Raw genomic sequence first — 24,328 nt, 5'->3', positions numbered from 1 at the left:
GGCCAGCGATGACCCTATGAACGCACAATCGGACAAATGAACGGGGTGGCCACAGTGGGCATGAGATCCAGGGCGCACAGACGACGCGGGACGGTGACGGCGGCCGCGCTGGCGGTCTCACTGACCGCGTCCCTCACGGCCGGCTGCACCCATCACGGCCGGGACGACGACCGCTCCCCGCAGCACACCCCGGCACCCACGGCACCGTCGGCACCGTCGGCACCGTCGGCACCGACACCCAAGCCCTCGGACACGGCGGCCGGTTCACCACTCGCCGTGAAGATCGACAACGTGCCCGCGGCCCGCCCCCAGACCGGGCTCGACGCGGCGGACGTGGTGTACGCCGAGCAGGTGGAGGGCGGTCTGAGCCGGCTGATGGCGCTGTACGCGACCAGGCTCCCGCAGGCCGTCGGACCGGTGCGCAGCGCCCGCGAGTCCGATCTGGAGCTGCTCGGCCAGTTCCACCGGCCGACGCTGGCCTTCTCCGGCGCCCAGCACAAGCTGCTCCCGCTGATCGACAGGGCGCCGCTGCGGCCGGAGTCCCCCGACCAGGCCCCCGCCGCCTACTACCGGGGCACCGCCAAGGCCGCCCCGCACAACCTCTTTCTGCGCCCCGCCAAGCTGCTGCCGTCCGCCCCGGGCAAGGCCGCGCTGACGACCGGCTTCAGCTACGGCCCGGCCCCGTCCGGCGGCACCCCCACGGCCACACGCACCGTCCGCTACCCGGCCGCCCGCTTCACCTTCACCTGGTCCGCCGGGCGGCACCGCTGGCTGCTCGCGACGGACGGCACGCCGACGGTGACGACGGACGGCGCGCAGGTGGCACCGGCGACGGTCGTCGTGCAGTACGTGAAGATCCGGACCTCCCGTTATCACGACCGGCTCGGCAACCACACGCCGTACACCGAGACGGTCGGCTCGGGAAAGGCGCAGGTGCTGCGCGACGGCCGGTCCTTCGACGCCTCCTGGTCACGGCCGGGCGCGGCGGACGGTACGACGTTCACCGCGGCGGACGGCGGCCGGATGGACTTCGCCGACGGCCAGGTGTGGGTCGTGTTCGCACCGGCGCCGTGAACGCCCGTACCGGCCGGGTCGACGCCCGTACCGGCCCGGTCAGCCCCGCGCGGCCAGCGGTTCGGCCGGGTTGCGCAGGCCCTCCGCCGCGTCCGTGACCCGGCGGATCAGGTCGAACAACACGGTCTGCTCCTCGGCGGACAGCGGCGCCAGGAAGACCTGGTTCATCCGGGCGGTGCGCACGGTCAGCTTGCGGTGGGTGCGCCGGCCCTCGTCGGTCAGGCGGAGCAGGAAGCGCCGGCCGTCCTCCGGGTCGCGCACCTTGGTCAGCAACTCCCGGCGGCCGAGCCGGCTGATGACCTCGGCGATGGTCGAGCGGTCCAGGCCCACCCGCTCCCCCACGGTCCGCTGGTCGAGGCCCGGCTCGGCGACGAGCGCGTTCATGACCGCGAACTGCGGCGAGGTGATCTCCTCGGAGACCATCGTGTTCCACAGCAGGTAGTGCGCCTGCTGCAGCCGCCGGGCCAGGTGCCCGGGATGGGTGGTGAGGTCCACCGCGGCCATGTGCGCTCCCTGATCATTTCGTTGGTGCACTGAACAATACCCGGCGACCGGACCACCTGTCTCCCGCCCGGTAGTGCAGCTGACCCGTATCTTGACGGACATCGCCTCCGGTGGCAGCGTGTGGCACACCTCGCTGAAATACTCAGTGCGCTGATTAATAGCGAAGAGATGAGGCTTCACGGATGGACAAGGTGGTCGCCACGGCTCTGGAGGCGGTGGCCGATGTACCGGACGGCGCGTCCCTCGCGGTCGGCGGGTTCGGGCTGAGCGGTGTGCCGAACGTGCTGATCCAGGCGTTGTACGAGCGCGGGGTAGGCGGTCTCTCGGTCGTCTCCAACAACTGCGGGGCGATGGAGTCCGGTCTCGCGGTACTGCTGGCCGCAGGGCGGATCGGCCGGGTGACCGGCTCCTACATCGGCGGCAACAAGGAGTTCGCCCGCCAGTACCTGGGCGGTGAGCTGGAGCTGGAGCTGATTCCGCAGGGCACCCTCGCCGAGCGGCTGCGCGCGGGCGGGGCCGGCATCCCCGCCTTCTACACCCCGGCCGGGGTCGGTACCCAGGTCGCCGAGGGCGGACTGCCCTGGCGCTACGACGGCGAGGGCGGGGTCGCGCTGGCCTCGCCGCCCAAGGAGGTGCGGGAGTTCGACGGCGCGGCGTACGTCCTGGAGCGCGCCATCCGCACCGACTTCGCGCTGGTCAGGGCCGCGAAGGGCGACCGGCACGGAAACCTGGTCTTCAACAGGTCCTCCCGCAACTTCAACCCCCTCGCGGCCATGGCGGGGAAGGTCGCCATCGCCGAGGTGGAGGAGCTGGTCGAGCCAGGCGAGATCGAGCCGGACGCCGTGCACCTGCCGGGCGTCTTCGTGCAGCGGGTCGTGGCCCTGACCCCGGAGCAGGCGGCGGACAAGAGGATCGAGCGGCGGACGGTGAGCAGCTGATGGCCTGGACACGCGAGGAGGTCGCCGCGCGGGCGGCGCGGGAGCTGCGCGACGGCCAGTACGTCAATCTCGGCATCGGTCTGCCGACGCTGATCCCGAACCACCTCCCCCCGGGTGTCGAGGTCGTCCTGGAGTCGGAGAACGGCATTCTGGGCACGGGCCCGTACCCGACCGACGACCAGGTCGACCCGGATCTGATCAACGCGGGCAAGGAGACCGTGACGGTCCTGCCGGGCGCCTCCTTCTTCGACTCGGCGCTGTCCTTCGCGATGATCCGCGGCGGGCACATCGACGTGGCCGTGCTCGGCGCGATGCAGGTCTCCGCCCGCGGCGACCTGGCCAACTGGGCCGTGCCGGGCAAGCTGGTCACCGGGATCGGCGGCGCGATGGACCTGGTGCACGGCGCCCGTCAGGTGATCGTGGTGATGACCCACACCGCGAAGGACGGCTCCCCGAAGATCCTCAAGGAGTGCACGCTGCCACTCACCGGCAAGTCCTGTGTGAACCGAGTCATCACCGACCTCGCGGTGTTGGACGTCACCGAGCAGGGCCTGGCCCTCGTGGAGACCGCGCCGGGTGCGACCGTTGACGACGTCGTCGCCCGGACCGACGCCGAACTCACCATCGCGGACAACCTGTTGTGAACGCCGTCAACAGCCTCGCTTCGGTTTACCTCGTCGAGGCCGTCCGCACGCCCATCGGCCGCCACAACGGCGCCCTGACCTCCGTACGCCCGGACGACCGCGCCGCCCACACGATCCGGGCGCTCCTCGGCCGGCCACCGGAGCTGGACCCGGTCCTCGAACTCTGACCCCCTGGACGCCCCATGACTCTCAGCCAAGCCGACATCGACCTCGAAATCGCCGCCGAGCACGCCGCGTACGAGAAACGCGTCGCCGACGGCGCCCCCGTAGAACACCACCCGCGCCGCGCCTACGCGCCCTACCGCTCCTCCGTGCTCCGCCACCCCAAGCAGCCCCTGGTCGCCATCGACACCGCCCAGGACCCGGAACTGGTGGAACTGCACTCCCCCGCCTTCGGGGAGCGCGACATCACCGAGACCGACAACGACCTCACCCGGCACCACCGGGGCGAGCCGATCGGTGAGCGGATCACCGTCTCCGGGCGGCTGCTGGACCGCGCCGGACGCCCCGTGCGCGGCCAGCTCGTCGAGATCTGGCAGGCCAACTCGGCCGGCCGCTACGCCCACCGGCGCGAACAGCACGACGCGCCGCTCGACCCGAACTTCACCGGCGTCGGCCGCACCCTCACCGACGGCGAGGGCCGCTACCACTTCACCACCATCCAGCCCGGCCCCTACCCCTGGCGCAACCACGTGGGCGCCTGGCGCCCGGCCCACATCCACTTCTCGGTGTTCGGCACGGCGTTCGCCCAGCGGCTGGTGACACAGATGTACTTCCCGAACGACCCGCTGTTCCCGTACGACCCGATCCTGCAGTCGGTGACGGACGACGCGGCCCGGCAGCGGCTGGTCGCCACCTACGACCACAGCCTGTCGGTGCCGGAGTTCTCGCTCGGCTACCACTGGGACATCGTGCTGGACGGCCCGGCCGCCACCTGGATCGAGGAAGGGCGCTGACCGCCATGACGAAGATCGACACGAGCCGCCCGGAGCAGGTGCTGCCCACCCCGTCCCACACGGTCGGCCCCTTCTACGGCTATGCCCTGCCCTTCCGTGGCGGCGAGGAGATCGCCCCGCTCGGCCATCCGGATGCGATCACCGTGCACGGCCACGTCCTCGACGGCGCGGGCAGGCCGCTGCCGGACGCGCTCGTCGAGTTGTGGGGACCGCACCCCGACGGAACGGTGCCGCGGGTGGACGGCTCCATCCGGCGCGACCCGGCCACCGGCGGTCATCTGGGCCGTAACGGCGTGGAGTTCACCGGCTGGGGGCGTATCCAGACCGACGCGAACGGCCACTGGTACGCGCGCACGCTGCGTCCCGGCGCACGCGGCGGCAACGCGCCCTGCCTGAGCGTCTGCGTCTTCGCGCGTGGCCTGCTCGTGCACCTGTTCACCCGGATCTACCTGCCGGGCGACGAGGCCGCGCTCGCCGCCGACCCGCTGCTCACCCGGGTGGGCGACCGGCGCGACACGCTGATCGCCGCCGAGGAGGGCCCGGGGACCTACCGTTTCGACATCCGCCTTCAGGGCGAAGGCGAGACGGTCTTCCTGGAGTTCCAGTGACATCTGCGTCCCCTCCCTACGCCGACACCGGCCTGCTCGCACCCGGACGGGGTCTGTCGGGCGCCGCGTCCGAGACCAGTGACCACGCGTATCTGCGGGCGCTGCTCGACGCCGAGGCCGCGCTGACCCGGGCGCAGGCCGCGCTGGGACTCGCCCCGGCCGAGGCAGCGGCGGCGGTGACCGAGGCGGCGGTGCCGGAGCGGTTCGGCATCCGTGACCTGGCCGAGCGGGCCGAGGCCGGCGGCAACCCGGTCATCCCGCTGGTCGCCGACCTGACCAGGGAGGTCGGCGGGCAGTACGGCCCCTGTGTCCACCGGGGCGCCACCAGCCAGGACATCATGGACACGGCGACGATGCTGGTCGCCGTGCGCACCCTCGGCCCGGTCCTGGCCGACCTGGGCCGCACCGAGCGGGCGCTGGCCGGGCTCGCCGCCGAGCACCGGGACACGGCGATGCCGGGACGGACGCTCACCCAGCACGCGGTACCGACCACGTTCGGGCTGAAGGCGGCCGGCTGGCGCTCGCTGGTCCTGGACGCAACGGACCGCGTCACCCGGGTGCGGGACTCGCTCCCCGCCCAACTCGGCGGCGCGGCCGGTACCTTGGCGGCCTTCGAGGCGTACGGCGCCCTGGACGCCACCGCGCTGACGGCGGCCTACGCCCGCGAGGTAGGCCTTGCCGTACCGGCCTTGCCCTGGCACACGCTGCGCACGCCGATCGCCGACCTGGCGGGATGTCTGGCCTTCACGGCAGGTGCCCTGGGCAAGCTCGCCGTGGACGTGCTGACGCTGTCGCGCACCGAGATCGGCGAGGTGAGCGAGGGCAGCGGCGGCGGCTCGTCGGCCATGCCGCACAAGGCCAATCCGGTGCGTTCCACGCTCGTTCTGGCCGCCGCCCGGCGTGCCCCCCAGCTCGCGGCCACGCTGTACGGCTCCGTCGCCGCCGAGGACGAGCGGCCGTCCGGCGCCTGGCATGCCGAGTGGGAGCCGCTGCGCGACCTGCTCCGGCTGGTGGGCGGCTCGGCAGCCCACGCGGCCGAGCTGGCGGAGGGGCTGCGCGTGCACCCCGCCGCAATGCGCCGGAACCTCGGCCTCACGCGGGGCCTGATCGTGTCCGAACGGCTGTCCGCCGCCCTCAGCCCCGTTCTCGGTCGTGCGCGCGCCAAGGAGCTGCTGACCGAACTGGCCCGCCGCGCCCACACCGAGAACCGCTCACTACGTGAACTCCTCGAAGAGCAGGAGGAGTTGAAGTCCCTCGACTTGGACGATCTCTGCGCCCCCGCCCACTACACCGGCTACGCCGGAACTCTCACCGACCGTGCCCTGGAGCGACGTTGACCGAGCAACTCCTCAACCACCTGGCTGAAGGCCCGGCCTCGGCGCCCCCGCTGCTGCTGGGGCCCTCGCTCGGCACCTCGTACGCCCTGTGGGACGAGGTCGCGCCCGAGCTGTCGGCCGCCCACCGCGTGGTGCGCTGGGACCTCCCCGGCCACGGCGGGTCGGCGCCGGAGCTCATCGGGCCGGGGACGACCGTCGGCGACCTCGCCGCGCTGGTGCTGGCCCTCGCCGACGCGCTCGGCATCGACCGGTTCGCCTACGCGGGCGTCTCCCTCGGCGGCGCCGTCGGCCTCCACCTGGCCGTGCACCATCCCGAACGGCTGGCCTCCCTGGCCGTGCTGTGCTCCTCCGCCCACTTCGGCGACGGCACGGCCTGGCGGGAGCGGGCGCAGCGGGTGCGCCGCGAGGGCTTGGAGTGGCTGGTGGAGAGCGCCGACGCGCGCTGGTTCACTCCGGGCTTCACGGTCCCGAGGCTCCTCCAGGACCACCGGACGGCCGATCGGGAGGCGTACGCCGCCTGCTGCGACGCGCTCGCCGCGTTCGACCTGCGCGACCGGCTCGGCGACATCGCCGTACCGACACTCCTGGTGGCGGGCCGGCAGGACCCCGCGACGCCGCCCGCGCATCTGCGCGAGATCGCCGACGCGGTGCCCGGCTCGACGCTGGTGGAGCTGCCGGGCGCCTCCCATCTGGCGCCCGCGCAGGTCCCGCGGGCCGTGCTGACGGCGCTGCGCACCCACCTCGACGGGCCGCCGCAGAGCGGCATGGCGGTGCGCCGGGAAGTGCTTGGCGATGCGCACGTGGACCGGGCGCAGGCCCGGCAGAGCCCGTTCAGCGCCCGGTTCCAGGACTTCATCTCCCGGTATGCCTGGGGCGAGATCTGGACGGATCCGACGCTGTCCCGGCGCGAGCGCAGCATGATCACACTGACCGCGCTGGTCGCCCACGGTCACCACGACGAGCTGGCGATGCACGTCCGGGCGGCGCGCCGCAACGGGCTGACGCCTCAGGAGATCGCCGCGGTGCTGCTGCAGACCGCCGTGTACTGCGGGGTGCCGGCCGCCAACTCCGCGTTCGCGACCGCCCAGCGCGTCCTCGCCGAGGAGGACGACGGGGAGGACGACGGGGAGGGCCAGGGGCGAGGGTGATCCTGCCGGTCGTAGCTTCGACAGCACCTCCCTCGCGGCGCCGGACCGTGCCTAGGGTGGAAGCATGTCCACCATTCTGATCACCGGCGCCACCTCCGGACTCGGCCGGTACGTGGCCTTCGAACTGGTCCGCTCCGGCCATGTCGTCCTCGCCCACGGCCGCGACCGGGACCGCACCGCGCACCTGGTGGCGGAGCTGCGCGCCGAGGGCGAGGCCGAGGGCTTCGTCGCCGACCTGGCCCGCCTCTGCGAGGTGCGGGAACTGGGCGCCCGGGTCGCCGAGGCGCATCCGGGCCTCGACGTGCTGATCAACAACGCGGGGGCGGGCGGCGGCACACCCGGCTCCGGGCGGGAGCTGAGCGCCGACGGGCACGAGCTGCGGCTCGCCGTGAACTATCTCGCGCCCGTCGTCCTCACCCGGTCCCTGCTGCCGGTGCTGCGGGCCAACGCGCCGGCCCGGATCGTGAACGTCGGCTCGGCCGGCCAGGAACCCCTCGACTTCACCGACCCGGAACTCACCCGCGACTACAGCGGGATGTCGGCGTACTGCCGCAGCAAGTTCGCCCTCGCCGCGCACACCTTCACACTCGCCGAGGAACTCGCCGGCAGCGGGGTGTCGGTGAACGTCCTGCACCCCGCCACCTTCATGGACACGGCGATGGTCCGCGAGAGCGACATCACCCCGTGGAACTCGGTCGCCGACGGTGCTCCGGGCGTACTGGCCCTGGCCACGCAGGAGTTGGGCAGCGGCGGCTACTTCGACGGCACCCGGCGGGCCCGGGCCCACGAGAAGACGTACGACCCGGAGGTACGCAAGCGTCTGGCGGCGGTCACGGAGCAGTTGCTCACGGTGTGAGGCTGCCGAAGGGCGCTACCGCAACCCCCGTCCCGACTCCAGCACCTCCCTCGCCTGGGCCACGAGTCCTTCCGCGCCGCAGGCCCGGGCGAGGTCCAGACCCCGGTTCAGTTCCGCGACGGAGCGGGCGGCGATGCCGTACTCGACGCGGGCCGCCGCGTGTTCGTACTGGCAGGGTGAGGCTTCCAGGTAGGTGACGGCCTGGGCGGCGAGCTGCACCGCACGCCCGCCCGTCTCCAGGGCGGCGGCGCAGCGCAGGGCCTCGCCGATGGCGGTGTCCGTGCCGAAGCGTTCGGCCTGCCGGCGGGCGTCGGCGGCGAGCTGAGCGGCGCGTGCCGGGTCCCGGTCGGCGAGGGCCTTGGCGAGGTCGATGGACCAGGGCGAGAGGACCGGGTTGTGTCCGCCGCGCGAGGCGGCGATCTTCTCGGCGGCCTCCAGTTCGTGGACGCCCTCCTCGCTGCGGCCGACGGCGAGCAGCAGCCGGCCGCGGACGCAGCGGATGTCGGGCAGCACGATCGTGGAGGGGTAGGGCGGCGCGAAGCCGTACTGCTCGGCGATCGACCAGGCCTCGTCGACGCGGCCGCGGGCCAGCAGGGTGTCGACCAGTCCGCAGGTCGCCGACCAGTACAGCGGCAGGCGGCGGCCGACGCGTTCGGCGAGGACGAGGGCCTCGCGCAGGGTGGACTCGGCGTCGCGCAGCCGGCCCTGCCTGCGGTAGGCCAGCCCGAGGAAGGCGTTGGCCAGGGAGAGGTGACCGCCGCGCCAGCCGGCCCCGGTGTAGACGCGCAGGGCCTCGGCGAACAGGCTCTCGGCGCGGTCGAGCCGGTCGGCGTAGGCGTACGCGCTGCCGAGCATCATCAGCAGTTCGATGCCCCACTCGGGGTCGGTCCAGCCGAGGCCGGGGGCGAGGCGGCCGTTGACGAGGGCGCGGTCGCACAGTTCGAGCACCTCGTCGGCGCTCTCGCCGTGGGTCATGGCGTCGAAGCCGCGCAGGATGAGCAGGGCCCGTTCGGCGTTGTCGCGGCCGGTACAGGTGCTCGCGAGTCCGGCGAGGCGCCGGGAGCGGGCCGGGGAGACGGTCTCGCCGTGGATGCCCTCCCACATGAACTGCACGGCCTGCAGCCGCATCTTCACGGGGCCGGGTTCGTGCCGGGCGGCCTCGGCCTCGACCGTGCGGACGGCCTCCTCCAGCTGGTCGTTGTGGATCAGCGCCTGGGAGAGCCGGACCACCGCGTCGACCCGCCGCTCGCCGTCGAGGCCGGGCATGCCGAGCGCGAACTGGAGGTGTTCGATGGTGACGGCGGGTGCGGTGAGCAGGGTGGCGCAGCCCAGTTCGTACAGGACGTGGGCGTGGACCTCGGGGAGCGGGGGCTCCTGCAGGGCGCGTTCGAGGCAGGTGCGGGCCGCGTCCGGGGCGCCGACGGCGAGGTGTTCGCGGGCCGCCTCGCGCAGCTGCTCGACGAGTTCCTCGTCGCCGTCCGGGTGCACCTTCAGCAGGTGCCGGGCGGCCTGGGAGGCGCCGCGTTCCAGCTCGGTGATGATCTGCGCGGCGACGCCGTGCATGGCGGTGCGCACCCCGGAGGGGATGGAGTTGTAGACGGCGCTGGCGATGAGCGGGTGGACGAACTCCAGCTCGCCCGCGTCGCGTTCGCTGCCGCCCCCGGGGTCGGGTTGGGCGAGGATGCGCTGGGTGCAGAGCAGTTCGGCGCAGTGCCGGGCGATGGCGTCGTCCATGGTGGCGAGGCGGGCGACCATGTCGACGGTGATGCCGGTGCCGAGGATGGCGGCCGCCCAGGCGAACTGGGTGGCCTCCAGGCCGAGCCCCTTGAGCCGGTCGACCAGTCCGCCGCCGCGGGCGGCGCGGTTGAGGGCGCGCAGTTCCCCGGCCCGGGACTCGACCGGCTGCAGTTCGCTGTCCTGCACCTTGGCGAGGAGTTCGGTGGTCTCGTAGGGGTTGCCCGCGGTGACGGCCCAGACCTCGCGGCAGAAGGCGTCGTCGGCGTGGCGGCCGAGGGCGGCCCGGGTGAGCCCTGCCGCGGCGTCGGGCGTGAGGGCCCTGAGGTTGTTGACGGGGCGGCCCGCGGCGGCGGCCACCGCGTCGAGGTGGCGGGCGCTGTCGCCGCTCACCTCGCCGGGGCGGCGGGCGACCACGACGAGGACGGAGAGGTCGTCCAGGCGCTCGGCGAACGCGGCGAGCCAGCGCAGGGTCTCCTGGTCGGCCCAGTGCGCGTCGTCGATCAGCAGCACCAGCGGCCATTCGCGGCGGGCGAGCCGGCGCACCGCGGCGACGAGTCCGTCGCACACGTACTGCGGGTCGGCGCTGCCCTCCTGCGGGTCGACTATGCCGAGGGCGGGTCCGGCGATGTCGTACCAGTCGCCGAGGTACTCGCGGGCCTCCTCCGGCAGTAACGACAGCAGGGCGGGCTGGAGCAGTTGCCGTACCACGTTGAACGGGACGGACCTCAGGGTCTCCGCGCCGCGCGTGGACCACACGTTGCAGCCCCGGCGTTCGGCCATGCGGCGTGTCTCGGCCAGCAGCGCGGTCTTGCCGAATCCCGCCTCGCCGCGGAAGACCAGCAGACTCCCCGCGGTCGACTGGTCGGCGCACAGGAGCTCGAGTGCCTGTGCGACGGTGGCGATCTCCGCGTCCCGCTCCCACAGGGAAGCCGAGGCGGCCGTCGGCGGCCGTCCCTCCGTCATCCCGTTACCTCCCCAGGTCGCCCGAATGACGTACAGACCTTGAGCGTAGCCGTCCGGTGGGGCGTGTGGTGGCCGGTCGGGGCACCTGTTGCCCCGGCGGGTGAACGTGGGTGCGGGCAGGCGACGCGCACCCGGCCCGAACAGCCGGTCAGCAGCGGACGGGGCGTCAACATCGGCTGGTGGCCTACCGGTTGCCGACGTGCGCGCGCCCACACGGACGTCGGCGGCATCTCCTGCCCGGCCGCATGGGACGGGACGGACTTCGAGACCGGCCGGGCCGTGCCGCCGGCGGCGGCGGTGCGCGGGCCGGGCGTCGTGACAGGGCGGTGAGCGGTGGCCGTACCGAGGGGGTGAGAAAAATCCCGGCGGCGAAATGTCCGGTCCGGTCGATTGGCGGCGGATCCTCTCATCACACTTTCACTGTCGCCTCATACGGTGGGGTCATGACGCAGGTGACTCCCCCCGGGTGGTACCCCGACCCCGGGCAGACGAACGACGGTCCGCCCACCGAGCGCTGGTGGGACGGCAAGGCCTGGACGGACCAGACCCGCCCCGCCGGGACGGCCGCCACGTGGGGTCCCCCGACGCAGCCGCCGCCGGCCGGCGGCCCGCAGCCGGTGTACCCGGCGGCGCCCGCGACTCCCCCCGCCTACGGCGCGCAGCCCGGGTATCCGGCGTATCCGGGCTACCCCGCCCCGCCTCAGGCCCGGTCCCGGCGCGCCCTGCGCACGGGTATAGCCGTCGCCGCGGCGACCGTGGTCCTGGCGAGCATCGGGGTCGGCGTGTGGGCCCTGGCCAGGAATCCCGTCGGCAGCACCACCGACCGGGCCGGGTCGCAGCAGGGCGCCACGGGCGGACAGGACGGCGGCCAGGGCGGGCCGGGCGGCGGCTCCGGCGGTCAGGGCGGGTCCGGTGGGGACTCGCCGTCGCCGGGCCAGTCCGAGGCACCCAAGGTCAAGGGCGGCGGCACGGTGCCGGACCCGGTCAACGGCATCAGCCTGCCGGTGCCGCAGGGCTGGACCGGGCAGACGATCAGCGTCGGCGCGCAGGTCACCTCCGACGACTCCTACAAATGTCCGGGCAACTCCGCCCAGAACTGCACCTCGGGCGGCGCCTACTCGGCTCCCGCCCAGGCTCTCGGCCTCAAGGGCGACACGGCCGAGCAGGTCGCCAAGGCGGACATCGCGGCCAACGCCAAGCAGTCCTACGGCGGCACCACCTACGGCAGCATCACCTCGCACCAGGAGCTGGGCTCGGGCGCGGTCACGGTGGCCGGGCAGAAGGGGTACATGGTGCGCTGGAAGGCGGTCACCAGCAAGGGCGCCGACGGGTATGTCGAGTCGGTCGCCTTCCCCTCGCCCGACGACACCAAGCAGATCGTGGTGGTGCGCTTCGGCATCGACGTCGGGCAGAAGACGGCCGTCATCGACGAGATCCTCAAGGGGATCAAGGTGTCGACCGGCAGCGGGAACGGCCAGGACGTCTGATCCGCGGCCGCCGGGCCGTGATCCGGTCCACGGCCGCCGGGACACGAGTGCGGCCGGGTGGGGCTCCCCTCCGCTCAAGAGGAGCCCCACCCGGCCGGGGGTGCGCGCCGCCCCCGTCCCCACGGTGCGGCGCCGGCAGGTCGCCGTTCAGTCATCCCGTGAACGGCGGCCTGGGTCTCATGTCAGCCCGAGCGCGGGCAGCACGGTGGCCTCCACGAACCGGGTGAGATAGTCGCCGTCGGCGTACTGGCCGCTGAGCACCGGCCGCACGCGCAGTACGCCGAACATCATGGCCGGGATGTACTCCAGCGCCGGGTGGTCGGCCCGGACCTCGCCCCGGGCGACGCCCCGCGCGAGCATCTCCTGCAGCGCGGCGATCTCCGGATACACGAGCGCCTCGCGCAGCGCCTGGGCCAGCTCGTGGTCCGCCGTCACCGCGTGCCCCAGCGCCTGCAGCAGCTTGGTGTCCTTGCCCGACCAGTCCCCCGCGGCCCGCGCTGCCTGGCGCAGGTCCTCGGCGAGCGATCCGGTGTCGATGCCGGCGAACCGCACCCGGCGGCTGGCGCGCAGTGCGGCCGCGACGAACTGGGGTTTGGTCTTCCACTGCCGGTAGAGCGTGGACTTGCTGCACCGGGTGCTGGCGGCGACGCCCTCCATGGTGACGGACTCGTAGCCGCATTCGCGGATCTGGTCCAGCACGGCGTCGAAGAACTCCCGCTCACGCTCGGGCGTGATCTTGGAGCGGCGCGAGGCGGCGACCGTCTCCGGTTCGTCCGCGGCCTGCGACGTCATGCGGTCCTTCCCCTCACTCGTGTCCGGCTGGGTCCTGGGCACATGCCCCGTTCAGGTCTCGCTATAGCGGCCCGTCGGACCCTGTCTCCAGTGTGTCGTACATCAACCGATACGCAAGTGTACCGGTACTCGACCGTATCGGTACACTGACGTATCGGTACGATGACGTATCGATCAGTTCCGGCCCGGGGGCGGGACTCGACCGCACCACCACACGCACCACCGTCAGCGAAGGGGCCGGGGGATGAATGCCCGAACCGAGCCTGCAGAGGCAGCAGCGGAGCCGCCGGACGCGACAGCGCGCCCGGCACTCATACGTGAGCTTCTGCTGGTCGCAGGGCTCTTCCTCGTCTACAAGCTCGGCCGGCAGCTGGCCACCGGACACACCGCGAACGCCTTCCGCAACGCCCACCGCGTGTGGGACCTGGAGCGGGCGCTGGATCTCCCCCACGAGAACGACGTGCAGTCCGCACTGCTGCACGGCGACACCCTCGTCCACCTGGCGAACGCCTACTACGCCAGCGTCCACTTCCCGGCGACGCTGGCCTTCCTCGTCTGGCTGTACCTCAGACGGCCCGCGCACTACGTGTGGGCCCGCCGGGTCCTCGCGGTCGTGACCGCGGCCGCGCTGGTGCTGCCGTTCACGTTCCCGCTGGCCCCGCCGCGGATGCTGACCGGTACCGGCCTGGTGGACACCGCCCGCCGGTACGGCCCGTCCGTGTACGGCCCGCCGTCCAGCGACCACCTGTCCAACCAGTTCGCGGCGATGCCGTCGCTGCACTTCGGCTGGGCGCTGATGGTGGCGGTCGGGCTGATCGTGGCCACGCGGTCGCGGTGGCGCTGGCTGTGGCTGCTGCACCCGGTGATCACCCTGCTGGTGATCGTGGGCACGGCGAACCACTACTGGCTCGACGCGATCGTCGCGACGGCCATGCTCGGCATCGCCCTCGCCGCGATCCGTCCGCCGCACCGGACGGCCGGCACCGCCGGCACGGCGCGGCGCGGCGCCGCAAGGCCCGTGCCGCGCGAGCACGTCCTGGCGGGAGCGGGCCGATGAGCGCGGCCGCGGTGATCGCCGTCGCCCTCTCCCTCGTCTCTGCGATCGCCTACGCGCTGGCCGCCGTCGCCCAGGAACGCCTCGCCGCCCGTACCACCGGCACCGGCCTGCTGCGACTGCTCGGCACCGGCGCCTGGTGGTCGGCGGTCGGCCTGAACGCGGGCGCCGCCCTGCTGCACGTCATCGCCCTCAAGTACGGCCCGCTCACCCTCGTCCAGCCGCTCGGCGCACTCACCCTGGTGGCGGCCGTACCGCTCGGCGCGCGGGCGGCCGGGCGCCGGGTCAGCGCGGTGGAGTGGCGCGGTACGGCGCTGACGCTGCTCGGGCTCGCCGCGCTGCTCGTCACCGCCTCCGGTCCGGCGCCCGCGCGGGTGCTGTCGCTGACCGAGGCACTGGCCGTCGCCGGTACGACCGCCGCCGCGATCGGCGTGCTCTCCTGGCCCGGCGCCCGGCCGGGCCTCCGGCACGCCACGGCGTCCGGCTTCGCCTCCGGTGTCGCCTCGGCGCTGACCCAGACGGTGACCGTGGCGGCCACGGACCGCACGGCCCCGGTCCTGAGCACGGAGGTCCTCGTGGTCGCCGTACTCGTCGCCGCGTTCGCCGTCGGCGGGCTTCTGCTGTCCCAGACCGCCTACCGCGGCGGCCTCGGCGCGCCGCTGGCCGTGGTCACCCTCGCCAACCCGGTGGCCGCCGCGGTCATCGGCCTCACCTTGCTCGGCCAGGGCCTCCAGGGCGGCCCGGCCGGCGTGCTGCTGGCCCTCGCCGGAGCGGGCCTGGCCTCCTGGGGCGTGGTCCTGCTCACCCGGGTCACGCCCGGGCCGGTGCCCGAGGACCACGACCGTCCCATGGCCGCCGTACTGGCTCTGCGGCCCGGTACGGCGACCGCCGAACCGGCCCTGGTGCCGCGGCAGCCGGAACAGCCCGGACAGCTCACGGCACTGTGAGGACACACAGCGGCGGCCGGTGCCCGCGAACCTCGCGCGCACCGGCCGCCGTTGCCGTGCTCCCCGTGCCTCTTCTCCCCCGTCGGGGCCCTGTTCAGTTCCAGCCCCGCGAGTCCTGCTTGAGGGCGGTGTCGACGGTCAGGGCCGTCGCCAACACGAGGCTCAGCAGTGGCTCGGGCAGCTGGTAGTGGATCTGCAGGACATAGTTGTCCGCGGTCGTGAAGAGCGTCTTGGCGAGGCCCTCCCAGGTCTTGGTGATCCGGGCGACCTCGTTGTCCGCGTGGTCGACGATCGCGAAGTTCCACGCCCGCCAGTTCTCCGCCTTGATCGCGCCGACCTGCTGGCCGTTCGCGTTCATCGCGAAGTTGATCTTCCCGATCATGTTCTGCTGGACGATCTCACCGACGGGCGAGCCGTCCGGCCGCGTCACGATCACCCGGGACTTGAAGATCTTCGCGGGCCGGGTCAGCAGCAGCTGCGGCTGGCCGTAGGCGTCGCGGATCTCCAGCTTGTGGGTCAGGAACTGGTCCCAGTTGGAGACGAAGCGGAAGATCTTCCGCAGTACGCCCTGCCCGACCTCGGTGACCGAGCCGATGTCCCGGCCGTTCTGATCCATGACCTTGTACTCGTTGGTCACCTCGATCAGCTTGGCCTTCTGGTTCACGACCAGGACCGGCTCGGTGAAGAGGGTGCCGCCGCCGGGACCGCCGGCCGCGACCCCGGCCTGCTGCTGCACCTGGCGCTGCACCTTGGGGTCGACGGCCTGCGCCTGCGGGGCCCCGAACTGCTGCGGAGCGGCCTGCTGCTGGGGGACGGCCTGCTGCTGCGGAACCTGACCGGCGGGCTGCTGTGCCGGGTTGGTGTGCTGGGTCCACTGCGCGCCGTCCCAGTAGCGGAGCGTCTGCGGTGCTCCGTGCGGATCCGGGTACCAGCCTGCCGGAGTGTTCGATTGCGTGGTCACCGGGGCACACTACCCTGATATGACCGGTACCTGACCAGTCCGCACGGAGCGGTGTTCATCGCCCGTTCACTCCGCGGCGATCGCCGGGTCGCTGACGCCGGGGTGACCGTTCTCGACGTGGCCGGCGAAGCCGCGCAGGAAGGCCGGGTCGGCGTCGCAGGTGACCGTCACGTCGTACCAGCGCTTGCTCGCCGTGAGGTCCACGGTGTGCTTCACGGTCGCGCCGGGCCGTACGGTCACCGTCGCCGGGGCCCCGCCATAACCGCTCACGACCTTCAGCTTCACCGTGCCGGACGCCTTGTTGGTGAAGGTGAGTTCCAGGTCGTCGCCCACGTGCCGCGCGGTCGCCTCCGGTCCCGCGGCCTTGCCCCTGCCCTTGAAGACGCGGAGGAACCCGTTGGGGCCGTGCACGGCGAGGTCGTGCACACCGCCGGAGTAGGCCGAGTTCCAGGTGTCGGTCAGGGACTTGCCGGCGGCGGTGGTGTAGGTCCAGGGGCCGTCGGTGCGGTTGCCGGAGGTCACCAGGAAGGAGGCGCCCGCGTGTGCCCCCGAGGCGAACGTGAGCGTGAGGGTACCGGCCGCGGTGTCCGCGGAACCGTCCACCACCGGGACGTACTTCAGCGGACGGGTGGGCCGGTGGCCGCGCTCCTGCTTGGGCAGGGCGGGGCGGGCGGGGGGCTTGGGCACGTAGTCGGGGTGCCGGTTGTGGTCCGGCGGCTCATAGGCGGCCGTGGACGGCAGCGCGACCGGCTTGGTGTCCTTGCGGGAGAAGTCGAAGGCGCTGGTCAGGTCGCCGACGACGGCGCGGCGCCAGGGGGAGATGTTCGGCTCCTGTACACCGAAGCGGCGCTCGATGAACCGGATGATCGAGGTGTGGTCGAAGGTCTCGGAGCAGACGTAACCGCCCTTGCTCCACGGGGAGACGACCAGCATCGGCACCCGCTGGCCGAGCCCGTACGGGCCGGCGACGTGGCTCGCGTCGCCCTTGTACAGGTCGAGGGAGGGGTCCACGGTCGACTTGCCCTGGGCGCCGGAGGCCGGCGGGAAGGGCGGTATGACGTGGTCGAAGAAGCCGTCGTTCTCGTCGTAGGTGATGAACAGCGCGGTCCTGCCCCAGACCTCGGGGTTGGAGGTGAGGGCGTCGAGGACCTGCGAGACGTACCAGGCGCCGTAGTTGGCGGGCCAGTTGGGGTGCTCGGTGAAGGCCTCGGGGGCGACGACGTAGGAGACCTGCGGCAGCCTGCCCGCCTTGACGTCGGCCTTCAGCTGGTCGAAGAAGCCCTCCCCCTTGCGTGCGTCGGTGCCGGTGCGGGCCTTGTCGTACAGCGGGTCGCCGGGCTTGGCGTCGCGGTACTGGTTGAAGTACAGCAGGGCGTTGTCGCCGTAGTTGCCGCGGTAGGCGTCCTGGATCCAGCCCCAGCCGCCGTTCGCGTCGAGGCCGTCGCCGACGTCCTGGTAGATCTTCCAGGAGACCCCGGCCTTCTCCAGGCGCTCGGGGTACGTCGTCCAGCCGTAGCCCTTCTCGTCGTTGCCGAGCACCGGGCCGCCGCCCTGGCCGTCGTTGCCGACGTACCCGGTCCACATGTAGTAGCGGTTCGGGTCGGTCGAGCCCATGAACGAGCAGTGGTAGGCGTCGCAGATGGTGAAGGCGTCCGCGAGGGCGTAGTGGAACGGTATGTCGTCGCGGGTCAGGTGCGCCATGGTCGTGGTGCCCTTGGCCGGCACCCACTTGTCGTACTTGCCCCCGTTGAAGGCGGCGTGCGTGTCCTGCCAGCCGTGCGGGAGGTCCTGGATGAACGCGAGGCCCAGGTCGTCGGCGTCCGGGTGGAAGGGCAGGATGTCCTTGGTGCCGTCGGACTGCTTCCAGACGGACTTGCCGTTCTGGGAGACGGAACGGGGGTCGCCGAAGCCGCGGACGCCGCGGAGCGTGCCGAAGTAGTGGTCGAAGGAACGGTTCTCCTGCATGAGGACGACGATGTGCTCGACGTCCTTGACCGTCCCGGTGCGATGCAGCGCGGGCAGGGCGGCGGCGCGCTGGATGCTGCTGGACAGCGCGGTGAACGCCGTGGTGGCGCCCGCGAGTTGGAGGAAACGGCGCCGGTTGACTTCGGCCATGGGTCTGAGGGTCCTCTCGTCCTGACGTACGTGATGCCGCTCGAATGACGGAATCTGCGCGGAGCGAGTGTTCCAAGAGCAACAAACGTCAGGGAAGGGTCTGGTGGCGCCCGTGTGAAGGTCGGCGGTCCGTGTGGTGCCGAATCGGCCACACACGGACGACCCGGGCGGGCCTGGAGCTCAGCGCCGTCGAAGAAGGCTTCCGTCAGGCGGAAGCCGGCATTGTGCGGCGCGCGGCGCCTCCCGACGATGTGGCCACCACCCACAGACGGGAGCCGCAGCCATGCCGCACATGACCGCTTTCGCGCGGAACCAGTGGTACGTCGCCGCCTACGGCGAGGAGATCGGGCGCGAGTTGCTCGGCCGGACGATCCTCGGTGAGCCGCTCGTCCTCTACCGCGCCGAGGAGAACGGCACCCCGGTCGCCCTGCACGACCGGTGCGTCCACCGCCGCTACCCGCTCTCCTCGAGCGGCCTGGACGGCGACCGGATCGTCTGCGGTTACCACGGTTTCACCTACGACCGCACCGGCGCCTGCGTGTACGTACCGGGCCAGAAACGCATCCCGCGCACGGCACGCGTCGCCTCCTACCCGGTGGTGGAACAGGACTCGCTCATCTGGGTGTGGATCGGCGACCCGGCACTCGCCGACCCGCAGACCATCCCCCGGGCCCGGCACCTGGACTCCCCCGGCTGGACCACCGTGCGCGGCATGGAGCCGATCGACGCCGACTACGGCCTGCTCGTCGACAACCTCCTCGACCTGTCCCACGAGACGTATCTGCACGGCGGTTACATCGGCACCCCCGAGGTCGCCGAGACCCCCATCACCACCGAGGTGGACCAGGGCGCGGGCGTGGTCCGGGTGAGCCGGCACATGGACGACGCCGAGTGCCCCTCGTTCTACGCCCGTTCGACCGGCATCGAGGGCCGGATCACCCGCTGGCAGGACGTCGAGTACCACGCGCCCTGCCTGTATCTGCTGCACAGCCGGATCGCCCCGGTGGGCGTCGTACCGGAGCCGGACGGCAGCGACCCGCAGGGCTTCCACACCGAGATCACCTACGCGATCACGCCGTCGGCCGACGGCACGGTGTACGACTTCTGGGCGGTGTCCCGGGACTGGGCGACCGAGGACGCCGAGGTCACCGAGTTCCTGCGGGCCAACAACCACACCGTCGTCATGCAGGACGTGGACGCGCTCAATCTGCTGCAGCGCACCCTCGGCACCGAGCGCACCGGCTACCAGGAGCTGAGCATCGACATCGACACCGGCGGTCTGGCCGCGCGCCGCATCCTGGCCCGTCTGGTCGAGGAGGGCGACAAGCCCGTCGAGGAGGTCCGGTGAGCCCCGGGATCCGGGAGTGGATGCCCCGGCATCCCGAAGGGCACGACAGCGAAGCGGCCGTACGATGACCGAACTCGAACTCACCGTAACCGCAAGGGAGTTCGCCGCCACAGGAGTGCTTGCCCTGACCTTGCGGGATCCGCTCGGCCGTGAGCTGCCCGGCTGGGAACCCGGCGCCCATGTGGATCTGCTGCTCGGGCCGGGGCTGGAGCGGCAGTACTCGCTGTGCGGGGATCCGGCGGACCGGTCGGCGTGGCGGATCGCGGTGCTGCGCGAACCCGCCGGGCGGGGAGGGTCGGCCCAGGTGCATGAGCAGGTCGGCGAGGGCACCAAGGTACGGGTGCGCGGGCCGCGCAACCGCTTCCGGCTGGAGCCCGCGCCCCGCTACCGGTTCATCGCCGGCGGTATCGGCATCACCCCGATCCTGCCGATGCTCGCGGCGGCCGAACGGGCGGGCGCCGACTGGACGCTGCTCTACGGCGGACGCACCCGCTCGTCCATGGCCTTCACGGGCGAGCTGACACGCTACGGCGACCGGGTGACCCTCGCCCCGCAGGACGAGACCGGCCTGCTGGACCTGGGCCCGGCGCTGGACGACCTGCCCGCGGGCACCCTGGTGTACTGCTGCGGTCCTGGGCCCCTGCTGGACGCCGTCGAGGGGCGCTGCCCGGCCGGGGTGCTGCGGGTGGAGCGGTTCCGGCCGAAGGAGCAACCGGCAGGCGGCCCTGAGGAGTTCGAGGTCGTGCTCGCCCGCAGCGGCCGGACCCTCACCGTGCCGCCGGAGGTGTCCGTGCTGGACGCCGTGCGCGGCGCCGGGGTCGAGGTGCTGTACTCCTGCACGGAGGGGACGTGCGGCACCTGCGAGACCGATGTGCTGGAGGGCGCCCCGGACCACCGGGACTCGGTCCTCACCGAGGAGGAGCGGTCGGCGGGCGACACGATGATGATCTGCGTGTCCCGGTGCCGGGGCGCCCGTCTGGTGCTGGATCTGTGACCCGGTCCTGGATCAGGACGTCAGGTACGCCTCCACCTCACTGAACTGCCCGGCGGGCCAGCCCGTGTTGGCGCTGACGGTGAGGCGGAGGTACCGCAGGTTCGTGCTGCTCGGCAGGGACACGGTGGCCGTGTTGCCGGTGGCCGGGTCGAAGCGGTAGCCCTGCGCGCCGACGACGGTGGAATAGGTGGAGCCGTCGGTGCTGCCGAGCACGGTGATGGTCTGGGTGCGGGCACCCCAGGCCGAGGACGGCGGCAGCTTCAGCACCAGGCGGCGTACGGCGTAGGACGAGCCGAGGTCGACCGTCCAGGACTGCGGGAAGGCGTTGTTGGTGGACTCCCAGTAGGAGCTCGCGTCACCGTCGACCGCCTTGCCGGGCGTGTAGACGTCCTGGGAGCCGGTCGCGGAGGCCGGCCGGCCCTTGGCCAGGTTGCGGTTCGGGTCGGGGTCGGGGTTGCCCTGGCCGGGCTGGGGCCAGGTGGAGCAGTCCGACCAGGTGCTCGACCAGCCGGAGTTGCCGCCGCCGTCGGTGAGCGTGAACGAGCCGGAGTTCGCCGGATAGGGGCAGTTGTAGATGCCGGCGGCGCCGACCTGGGTGGCGGTGACGTTCCTGAAGGTGGCCGCGCCCTGCGCCTCGGCCTGGACGACGACCGTCCCGGTGTTCCGCACGGTCGCGCCCGTCACGTTGACGTTCCGGACCGGGTAGCCGTGTCCGCCGCCGGAGACGAACTCGAAGGCGCTGTAGGGGCTGTCGGTGATCGTGGTGTTCGTGATGTTCACGGTGGCGTCGATCGCGCTGTCGTAGGAGTCGACGCGCAGCGCGCCCATCGGATGGTTCCAGTTGGGGTTCATCGCGCCGGTGCGCACCAGCGTGTTGCCGTCGACCGTGATGGTGCCCGACAACGGAGAGAAGGGGTCCATGAACTTCTGGTCGGAGATCGCGATACCGCTGCCGAGGGCGTTGGTGTCGGAGATCAGGTTGTTCTTCACCGAGATGTCGGTGCCGCCGTAGATCGCGATGCCGTTGGCGAGGTTGGGCTGCGAGATCGTGTTGTTCTCGAAGCTGGAGTCGGTGTCCGGCGAGTACAGCGACCACATGGCGAGCGCGTCGTCACCCTGGTTGCGCAGGAAGTTGTCGCGGACGACGACGCCCCTGGCGGTGCCGTTGAGGTTGATGCCGTCGGCGGTGGTGTCGAGGATGCGGTTGTTCTCCACCACCAGGTTGTCGTCGTTGCCCATCAGCCACATGCCGCACTTCATGTGCTGGATCCACATGCCGGAGACGGAGGAGTTCGGGCCGAGGGAGCCGTTGACGAAGTTGTCGGGACTGGAGTCGACGCGCTCGGTGACCTCGCCGATGACCGCGAAGTCCTTGATGTGGACGTTTCCGGAGGAGCTGGACTGGTCGATGAACCGGGAGGTGTGCACCACCGAGTACCAGCTGCCGGCGCCCTGGAGCGTCACGTTCTGCACTCCGCTGAGGGACGAGGTGATCCTGTAGTCCCCCGGTGGGATCCACACCGTTCCGCCCTGGGCGGCGGCGATGGCGTCGCGGAAGGCCTGGGTGGAGTCGCCGTTGCCGCTGGGGTCGGCGCCCTTGGAGACCACGGACACCGAGCCGGCGGGCTGGGCGGCGGGCGCGGCGACCTGCTCGAAGTCGGCCACGTCGACGGTGACCTGGGTGCCGGTCGACTCGAAGGCGACCTTGTCGCCCGCCTGGATGTTCTGGCCGAGCATCAGGCGCGCGTCGTCGAAGAAGTGATGCTGCTTGGCGCCGGGGATCCAGCCGGTGTCGATGTAGGAGTACCGGGAGGTGACGGTCAGGGTCTTCGCGAGCCTGACCCCGTTGACGTACACGTTGAGCGTGCCGGACTGGCCGTCGGGGACGCTGTAGGCGAGGTTCACGGCGTTGGCGGCCTGGGGCGCCGTGAACTCGACGCGCTGTCCGGAGGTGAGGCGCACGGCCTGCCGTCCCGAGGCCTCGGAGGCGAGCGTGCCCTGGGTGTAGTCGGGGCCGATCCTGGTGCCGGTGGTGGTCGCCGACTCCGCCTCCACCGAGGTGAAGGGGAGGGCGGCGCCGGCGGCCGCGTGGGCGGCGGGCGCGACGGCGACGAGCATGCCGGCGGCGAGAGCCACAGCGACCGCAATGACTGGCATGCTCCTGACAGATCTGACCGTGATGCTTGGCATGTGCTGATCCCTTCGGAGTGGGGGTGGGGGGATGGCGCGGTGCGTCGGCGGCTCAGCTCCGCAGCCAGACCGCCGTGTCCTGCGGCAGTCGGCCCTTGTCGTCCAACGGGCCGCTGGCGAGCATGAGGTGGGAGTGTCGGGGAAGCTCGGCAGGGGTGGGCGCGAGGTTGACCATGCAGGTCATGGCCTCGGCGCGGGTGAAGGCGAGGACGCCGCCGGGGGTGGGCAGCCAGGTCAGCGGGCCGCCGCCGAAGAGGGGGCGGGCCGCGATGGCCTGGCGGTAGAGGGTGAGCATGGAGTCCGGGTCACGCTGTTGCCGGTCGACCGCGTACGAGCTCCAGTCGACCGGCTGCGGCAGCCACGGCTCCTGCTGTGAACCGAACCCCGCGTACGGCATGTCGGCGGCCCACGGCAGCGGTACCCGGCAGCCGTCCCGGCCGGGGTCGGCTCCCTGCGACCGGAAGTACATCGGGTCCTGTATCCGCTCGACCGGTATCCCGGCCTCCGGCAGCCCCAGCTCCTCCCCCTGGTAGAGGTACACCGCGCCGGGCAGGGCCAGCGACAGCAGGGCGGCCGCGCGGGCCCGCCGGGTCCCGAGCGCCAGGTCGGTCGGCGTGCCGAAGGCCTTGGCGGCGAAGTCGAACCCGGTGTCCTCGCGGCCGTAGCGGGTGACCGTGCGCGTGACGTCGTGGTTGCACAGCACCCAGGTGGCCGGGGCGCCGACGGGGGCGTGCTCGGCGAGGGTGGTGTCGATCGAGGCGCGCAGCCGGCCGGGGTCCCAGGGGCAGGACAGGAAGGAGAAGTTGAAGGCGGTGTGGAGTTCGTCGGGGCGCAGGTAGCGGGCGAAGCGTTCGGGGTCGGGGAGCCAGACCTCGCCGACGAAGACGCCGTCGTACTCGTCCGCAACCCGCCGCCAGGAACGGTAGACGTCGTGGAGTTCGTCGCGGTCGACGAAGGGGTGCGGGTCGGGGTGGGAGGCGAGGTCGGGCAGGGCCGGGTCCTTGGCGAGCAGGGCGGCGGAGTCGATGCGGACGCCGGCGGCGCCCCGCTCGAACCAGAACCGCAGGATGTCCTCGTGCTCCTGGCGGACCGCCGGGTGGGCCCAGTTGAGGTCCGGTTGCTCGGGTGTGAACAGGTGCAGGTACCAGTCGCCGTCGGGCAGGCGGGTCCACACCGGTTCGGTGGAGCCGACGAACTGCGACGGCCAGTCGTTGGGCGGGAGTTCGCCGTGTGCGCCACGTCCGGGGCGGAAGTGGAACAGCTCGCGTTCCGGGCTGCCGGGCCCGGCGGCGAGCGCGGCGCGGAACCAGGGGTGCTGGTCGGAGACGTGGTTGGGCACGATGTCGACGATGGTCCGGATGCCCAGCTCTCGTGCTTCCGCGATGAGCTTCTCCGCCTCGGCGAGGGTGCCGAAGGCCGGGTCGATGGTCCGGTAGTCGGCGACGTCGTAGCCGCCGTCCTTCAGCGGCGACAGGTACCAGGGGGTGAACCACAGGGCGTCCACGCCGAGTTCGGCGAGGTACGGCAGCCGGGCGCGGACGCCCGCGAGGTCACCGGTGCCGTCGCCGTCGCCGTCCGCGAAGCTGCGGACGTACACCTGGTAGATGACGGCCGAGCGCCACCAGTCGCGGTCCTTCAGGGCATGGGTGGGCTGTCCCACGGAGCTTGACCTTTC

20 protein-coding genes and 1 pseudogene are annotated in these 24,328 nt (G+C 72.2%); 14 read left to right on the top strand and 7 right to left on the bottom strand.

Going from position 1 to position 24,328, the window contains the following annotated elements; genetic code table 11:
• Positions 1 to 36: 36 nt before the first annotated feature.
• Entirely contained in the window at positions 37 to 1,074 is a 1,038-nt protein-coding gene (locus ABT288_RS06200; RefSeq protein WP_351603282.1) for a DUF3048 domain-containing protein, read from the top strand.
• 39 nt (positions 1,075 to 1,113) lie between these two features.
• Here the strand turns inward: ABT288_RS06200 and ABT288_RS06195 are convergent, their stop codons facing one another.
• Positions 1,114 to 1,578: a MarR family winged helix-turn-helix transcriptional regulator gene (locus ABT288_RS06195; protein ID WP_351603280.1), complete on the bottom strand. Its 465-nt coding sequence runs from the start codon at positions 1,576 to 1,578 to the stop codon at positions 1,114 to 1,116.
• A 182-nt stretch (positions 1,579 to 1,760) separates the two neighbouring features.
• On the opposite strand from ABT288_RS06195, the gene ABT288_RS06190 reads away from it, so the two are divergent.
• The 8 genes and pseudogenes from ABT288_RS06190 to ABT288_RS06155 all read left to right on the top strand — a co-directional run bounded on the left by ABT288_RS06190 (position 1,761) and on the right by ABT288_RS06155 (position 8,065).
• On the top strand, positions 1,761 to 2,516 hold the full coding sequence (locus ABT288_RS06190; protein WP_351603278.1) for a CoA transferase subunit A: 756 nt from the start codon (positions 1,761 to 1,763) through the stop codon (positions 2,514 to 2,516).
• A complete protein-coding gene (locus ABT288_RS06185) occupies positions 2,516 to 3,160 on the top strand; it encodes a CoA transferase subunit B (protein ID WP_351603276.1) in 645 nt (214 codons plus the stop codon). Before ABT288_RS06190 ends, ABT288_RS06185 begins: the two co-directional genes overlap by 1 nt.
• A pseudogene (locus ABT288_RS06180) lies at positions 3,157 to 3,312 on the top strand (3-oxoadipyl-CoA thiolase); the annotation flags it as partial. The gene ABT288_RS06185 and the pseudogene ABT288_RS06180, both read left to right, overlap by 4 nt.
• A gap of 30 nt (positions 3,313 to 3,342) precedes the next feature.
• Positions 3,343 to 4,116 (top strand): protocatechuate 3,4-dioxygenase subunit beta, encoded by a 774-nt coding sequence (pcaH, locus tag ABT288_RS06175; RefSeq protein ID WP_351603274.1) that lies wholly within the window; start codon positions 3,343 to 3,345, stop codon positions 4,114 to 4,116.
• 5 nt (positions 4,117 to 4,121) lie between these two features.
• Positions 4,122 to 4,724 (top strand): protocatechuate 3,4-dioxygenase subunit alpha, encoded by a 603-nt coding sequence (pcaG, locus tag ABT288_RS06170; protein WP_351603272.1) that lies wholly within the window; start codon positions 4,122 to 4,124, stop codon positions 4,722 to 4,724.
• Positions 4,721 to 6,061 (top strand): 3-carboxy-cis,cis-muconate cycloisomerase, encoded by a 1,341-nt coding sequence (gene pcaB / locus ABT288_RS06165; RefSeq protein ID WP_351603270.1) that lies wholly within the window; start codon positions 4,721 to 4,723, stop codon positions 6,059 to 6,061. The genes pcaG and pcaB overlap by 4 nt, the downstream gene beginning before the upstream one ends.
• Positions 6,058 to 7,209 carry a bifunctional 3-oxoadipate enol-lactonase/4-carboxymuconolactone decarboxylase PcaDC gene (gene pcaDC, locus ABT288_RS06160; RefSeq protein ID WP_351603268.1) on the top strand — a complete coding sequence of 384 codons (1,152 nt, stop codon included), beginning with the start codon at positions 6,058 to 6,060 and terminating at the stop codon, positions 7,207 to 7,209. The genes pcaB and pcaDC overlap by 4 nt, the downstream gene beginning before the upstream one ends.
• A 64-nt stretch (positions 7,210 to 7,273) precedes the next feature.
• Positions 7,274 to 8,065 (top strand): SDR family NAD(P)-dependent oxidoreductase, encoded by a 792-nt coding sequence (locus ABT288_RS06155; protein ID WP_351603266.1) that lies wholly within the window; start codon positions 7,274 to 7,276, stop codon positions 8,063 to 8,065.
• Between the two features lie 15 nt (positions 8,066 to 8,080).
• On the opposite strand, the gene ABT288_RS06150 is transcribed toward ABT288_RS06155, so the two are convergent.
• Positions 8,081 to 10,765 (bottom strand): ATP-binding protein, encoded by a 2,685-nt coding sequence (locus ABT288_RS06150; RefSeq protein WP_351603264.1) that lies wholly within the window; start codon positions 10,763 to 10,765, stop codon positions 8,081 to 8,083.
• Between the two features lie 443 nt (positions 10,766 to 11,208).
• On the opposite strand from ABT288_RS06150, the gene ABT288_RS06145 reads away from it, so the two are divergent.
• Entirely contained in the window at positions 11,209 to 12,252 is a 1,044-nt protein-coding gene (locus ABT288_RS06145; RefSeq protein WP_351603262.1) for a DUF2510 domain-containing protein, read from the top strand.
• 177 nt (positions 12,253 to 12,429) lie between these two features.
• Here ABT288_RS06145 and ABT288_RS06140 read toward each other — a convergent pair whose 3' ends face one another.
• Positions 12,430 to 13,044, bottom strand: coding sequence for a TetR/AcrR family transcriptional regulator (locus ABT288_RS06140; protein ID WP_351603260.1), 615 nt, complete (start codon positions 13,042 to 13,044; stop codon positions 12,430 to 12,432).
• Positions 13,045 to 13,288: 244 nt separating this feature from the next.
• On the opposite strand from ABT288_RS06140, the gene ABT288_RS06135 reads away from it, so the two are divergent.
• Together ABT288_RS06135 and ABT288_RS06130 are read left to right on the top strand one after the other, a co-directional pair.
• Positions 13,289 to 14,101 carry a phosphatase PAP2 family protein gene (locus ABT288_RS06135; RefSeq protein ID WP_351603258.1) on the top strand — a complete coding sequence of 271 codons (813 nt, stop codon included), beginning with the start codon at positions 13,289 to 13,291 and terminating at the stop codon, positions 14,099 to 14,101.
• Positions 14,098 to 15,045, top strand: coding sequence for a DMT family protein (locus tag ABT288_RS06130; RefSeq protein ID WP_351603256.1), 948 nt, complete (start codon positions 14,098 to 14,100; stop codon positions 15,043 to 15,045). The genes ABT288_RS06135 and ABT288_RS06130 overlap by 4 nt, the downstream gene beginning before the upstream one ends.
• A 94-nt stretch (positions 15,046 to 15,139) precedes the next feature.
• Here ABT288_RS06130 and ABT288_RS06125 read toward each other — a convergent pair whose 3' ends face one another.
• Positions 15,140 to 16,006 carry an LURP-one-related family protein gene (locus ABT288_RS06125; protein WP_351603254.1) on the bottom strand — a complete coding sequence of 289 codons (867 nt, stop codon included), beginning with the start codon at positions 16,004 to 16,006 and terminating at the stop codon, positions 15,140 to 15,142.
• Between the two features lie 66 nt (positions 16,007 to 16,072).
• Positions 16,073 to 18,121: a phosphocholine-specific phospholipase C gene (locus tag ABT288_RS06120; protein WP_351603253.1), complete on the bottom strand. Its 2,049-nt coding sequence runs from the start codon at positions 18,119 to 18,121 to the stop codon at positions 16,073 to 16,075.
• Between the two features lie 283 nt (positions 18,122 to 18,404).
• Between ABT288_RS06120 and ABT288_RS06115 the strand changes: the two genes are divergently transcribed.
• Together ABT288_RS06115 and ABT288_RS06110 are read left to right on the top strand one after the other, a co-directional pair.
• Entirely contained in the window at positions 18,405 to 19,469 is a 1,065-nt protein-coding gene (locus ABT288_RS06115; protein WP_351603252.1) for a Rieske 2Fe-2S domain-containing protein, read from the top strand.
• A 64-nt stretch (positions 19,470 to 19,533) separates the two neighbouring features.
• Complete coding sequence (locus ABT288_RS06110) at positions 19,534 to 20,463, top strand: PDR/VanB family oxidoreductase (RefSeq protein ID WP_351603251.1); 930 nt, start codon at positions 19,534 to 19,536, stop codon at positions 20,461 to 20,463.
• Positions 20,464 to 20,475: 12 nt separating this feature from the next.
• Here the strand turns inward: ABT288_RS06110 and ABT288_RS06105 are convergent, their stop codons facing one another.
• Together ABT288_RS06105 and ABT288_RS06100 are read right to left on the bottom strand one after the other, a co-directional pair.
• Complete coding sequence (locus ABT288_RS06105) at positions 20,476 to 22,653, bottom strand: discoidin domain-containing protein (RefSeq protein WP_502972729.1); 2,178 nt, start codon at positions 22,651 to 22,653, stop codon at positions 20,476 to 20,478.
• Between the two features lie 52 nt (positions 22,654 to 22,705).
• Positions 22,706 to 24,313, bottom strand: coding sequence for a glycoside hydrolase family 13 protein (locus tag ABT288_RS06100; RefSeq protein WP_351603247.1), 1,608 nt, complete (start codon positions 24,311 to 24,313; stop codon positions 22,706 to 22,708).
• Positions 24,314 to 24,328: the final 15 nt, after the last annotated feature.

It is taken from the genome of Streptomyces sp. NPDC001093 (genome assembly GCF_040298985.1).
In the GTDB taxonomy this organism is placed as follows: Bacteria; Actinomycetota; Actinomycetes; order Streptomycetales; family Streptomycetaceae; genus Streptomyces.
Note: the sequence above shows the minus strand (reverse complement) of the source record. Positions and strands in the feature narration are given on the sequence as shown.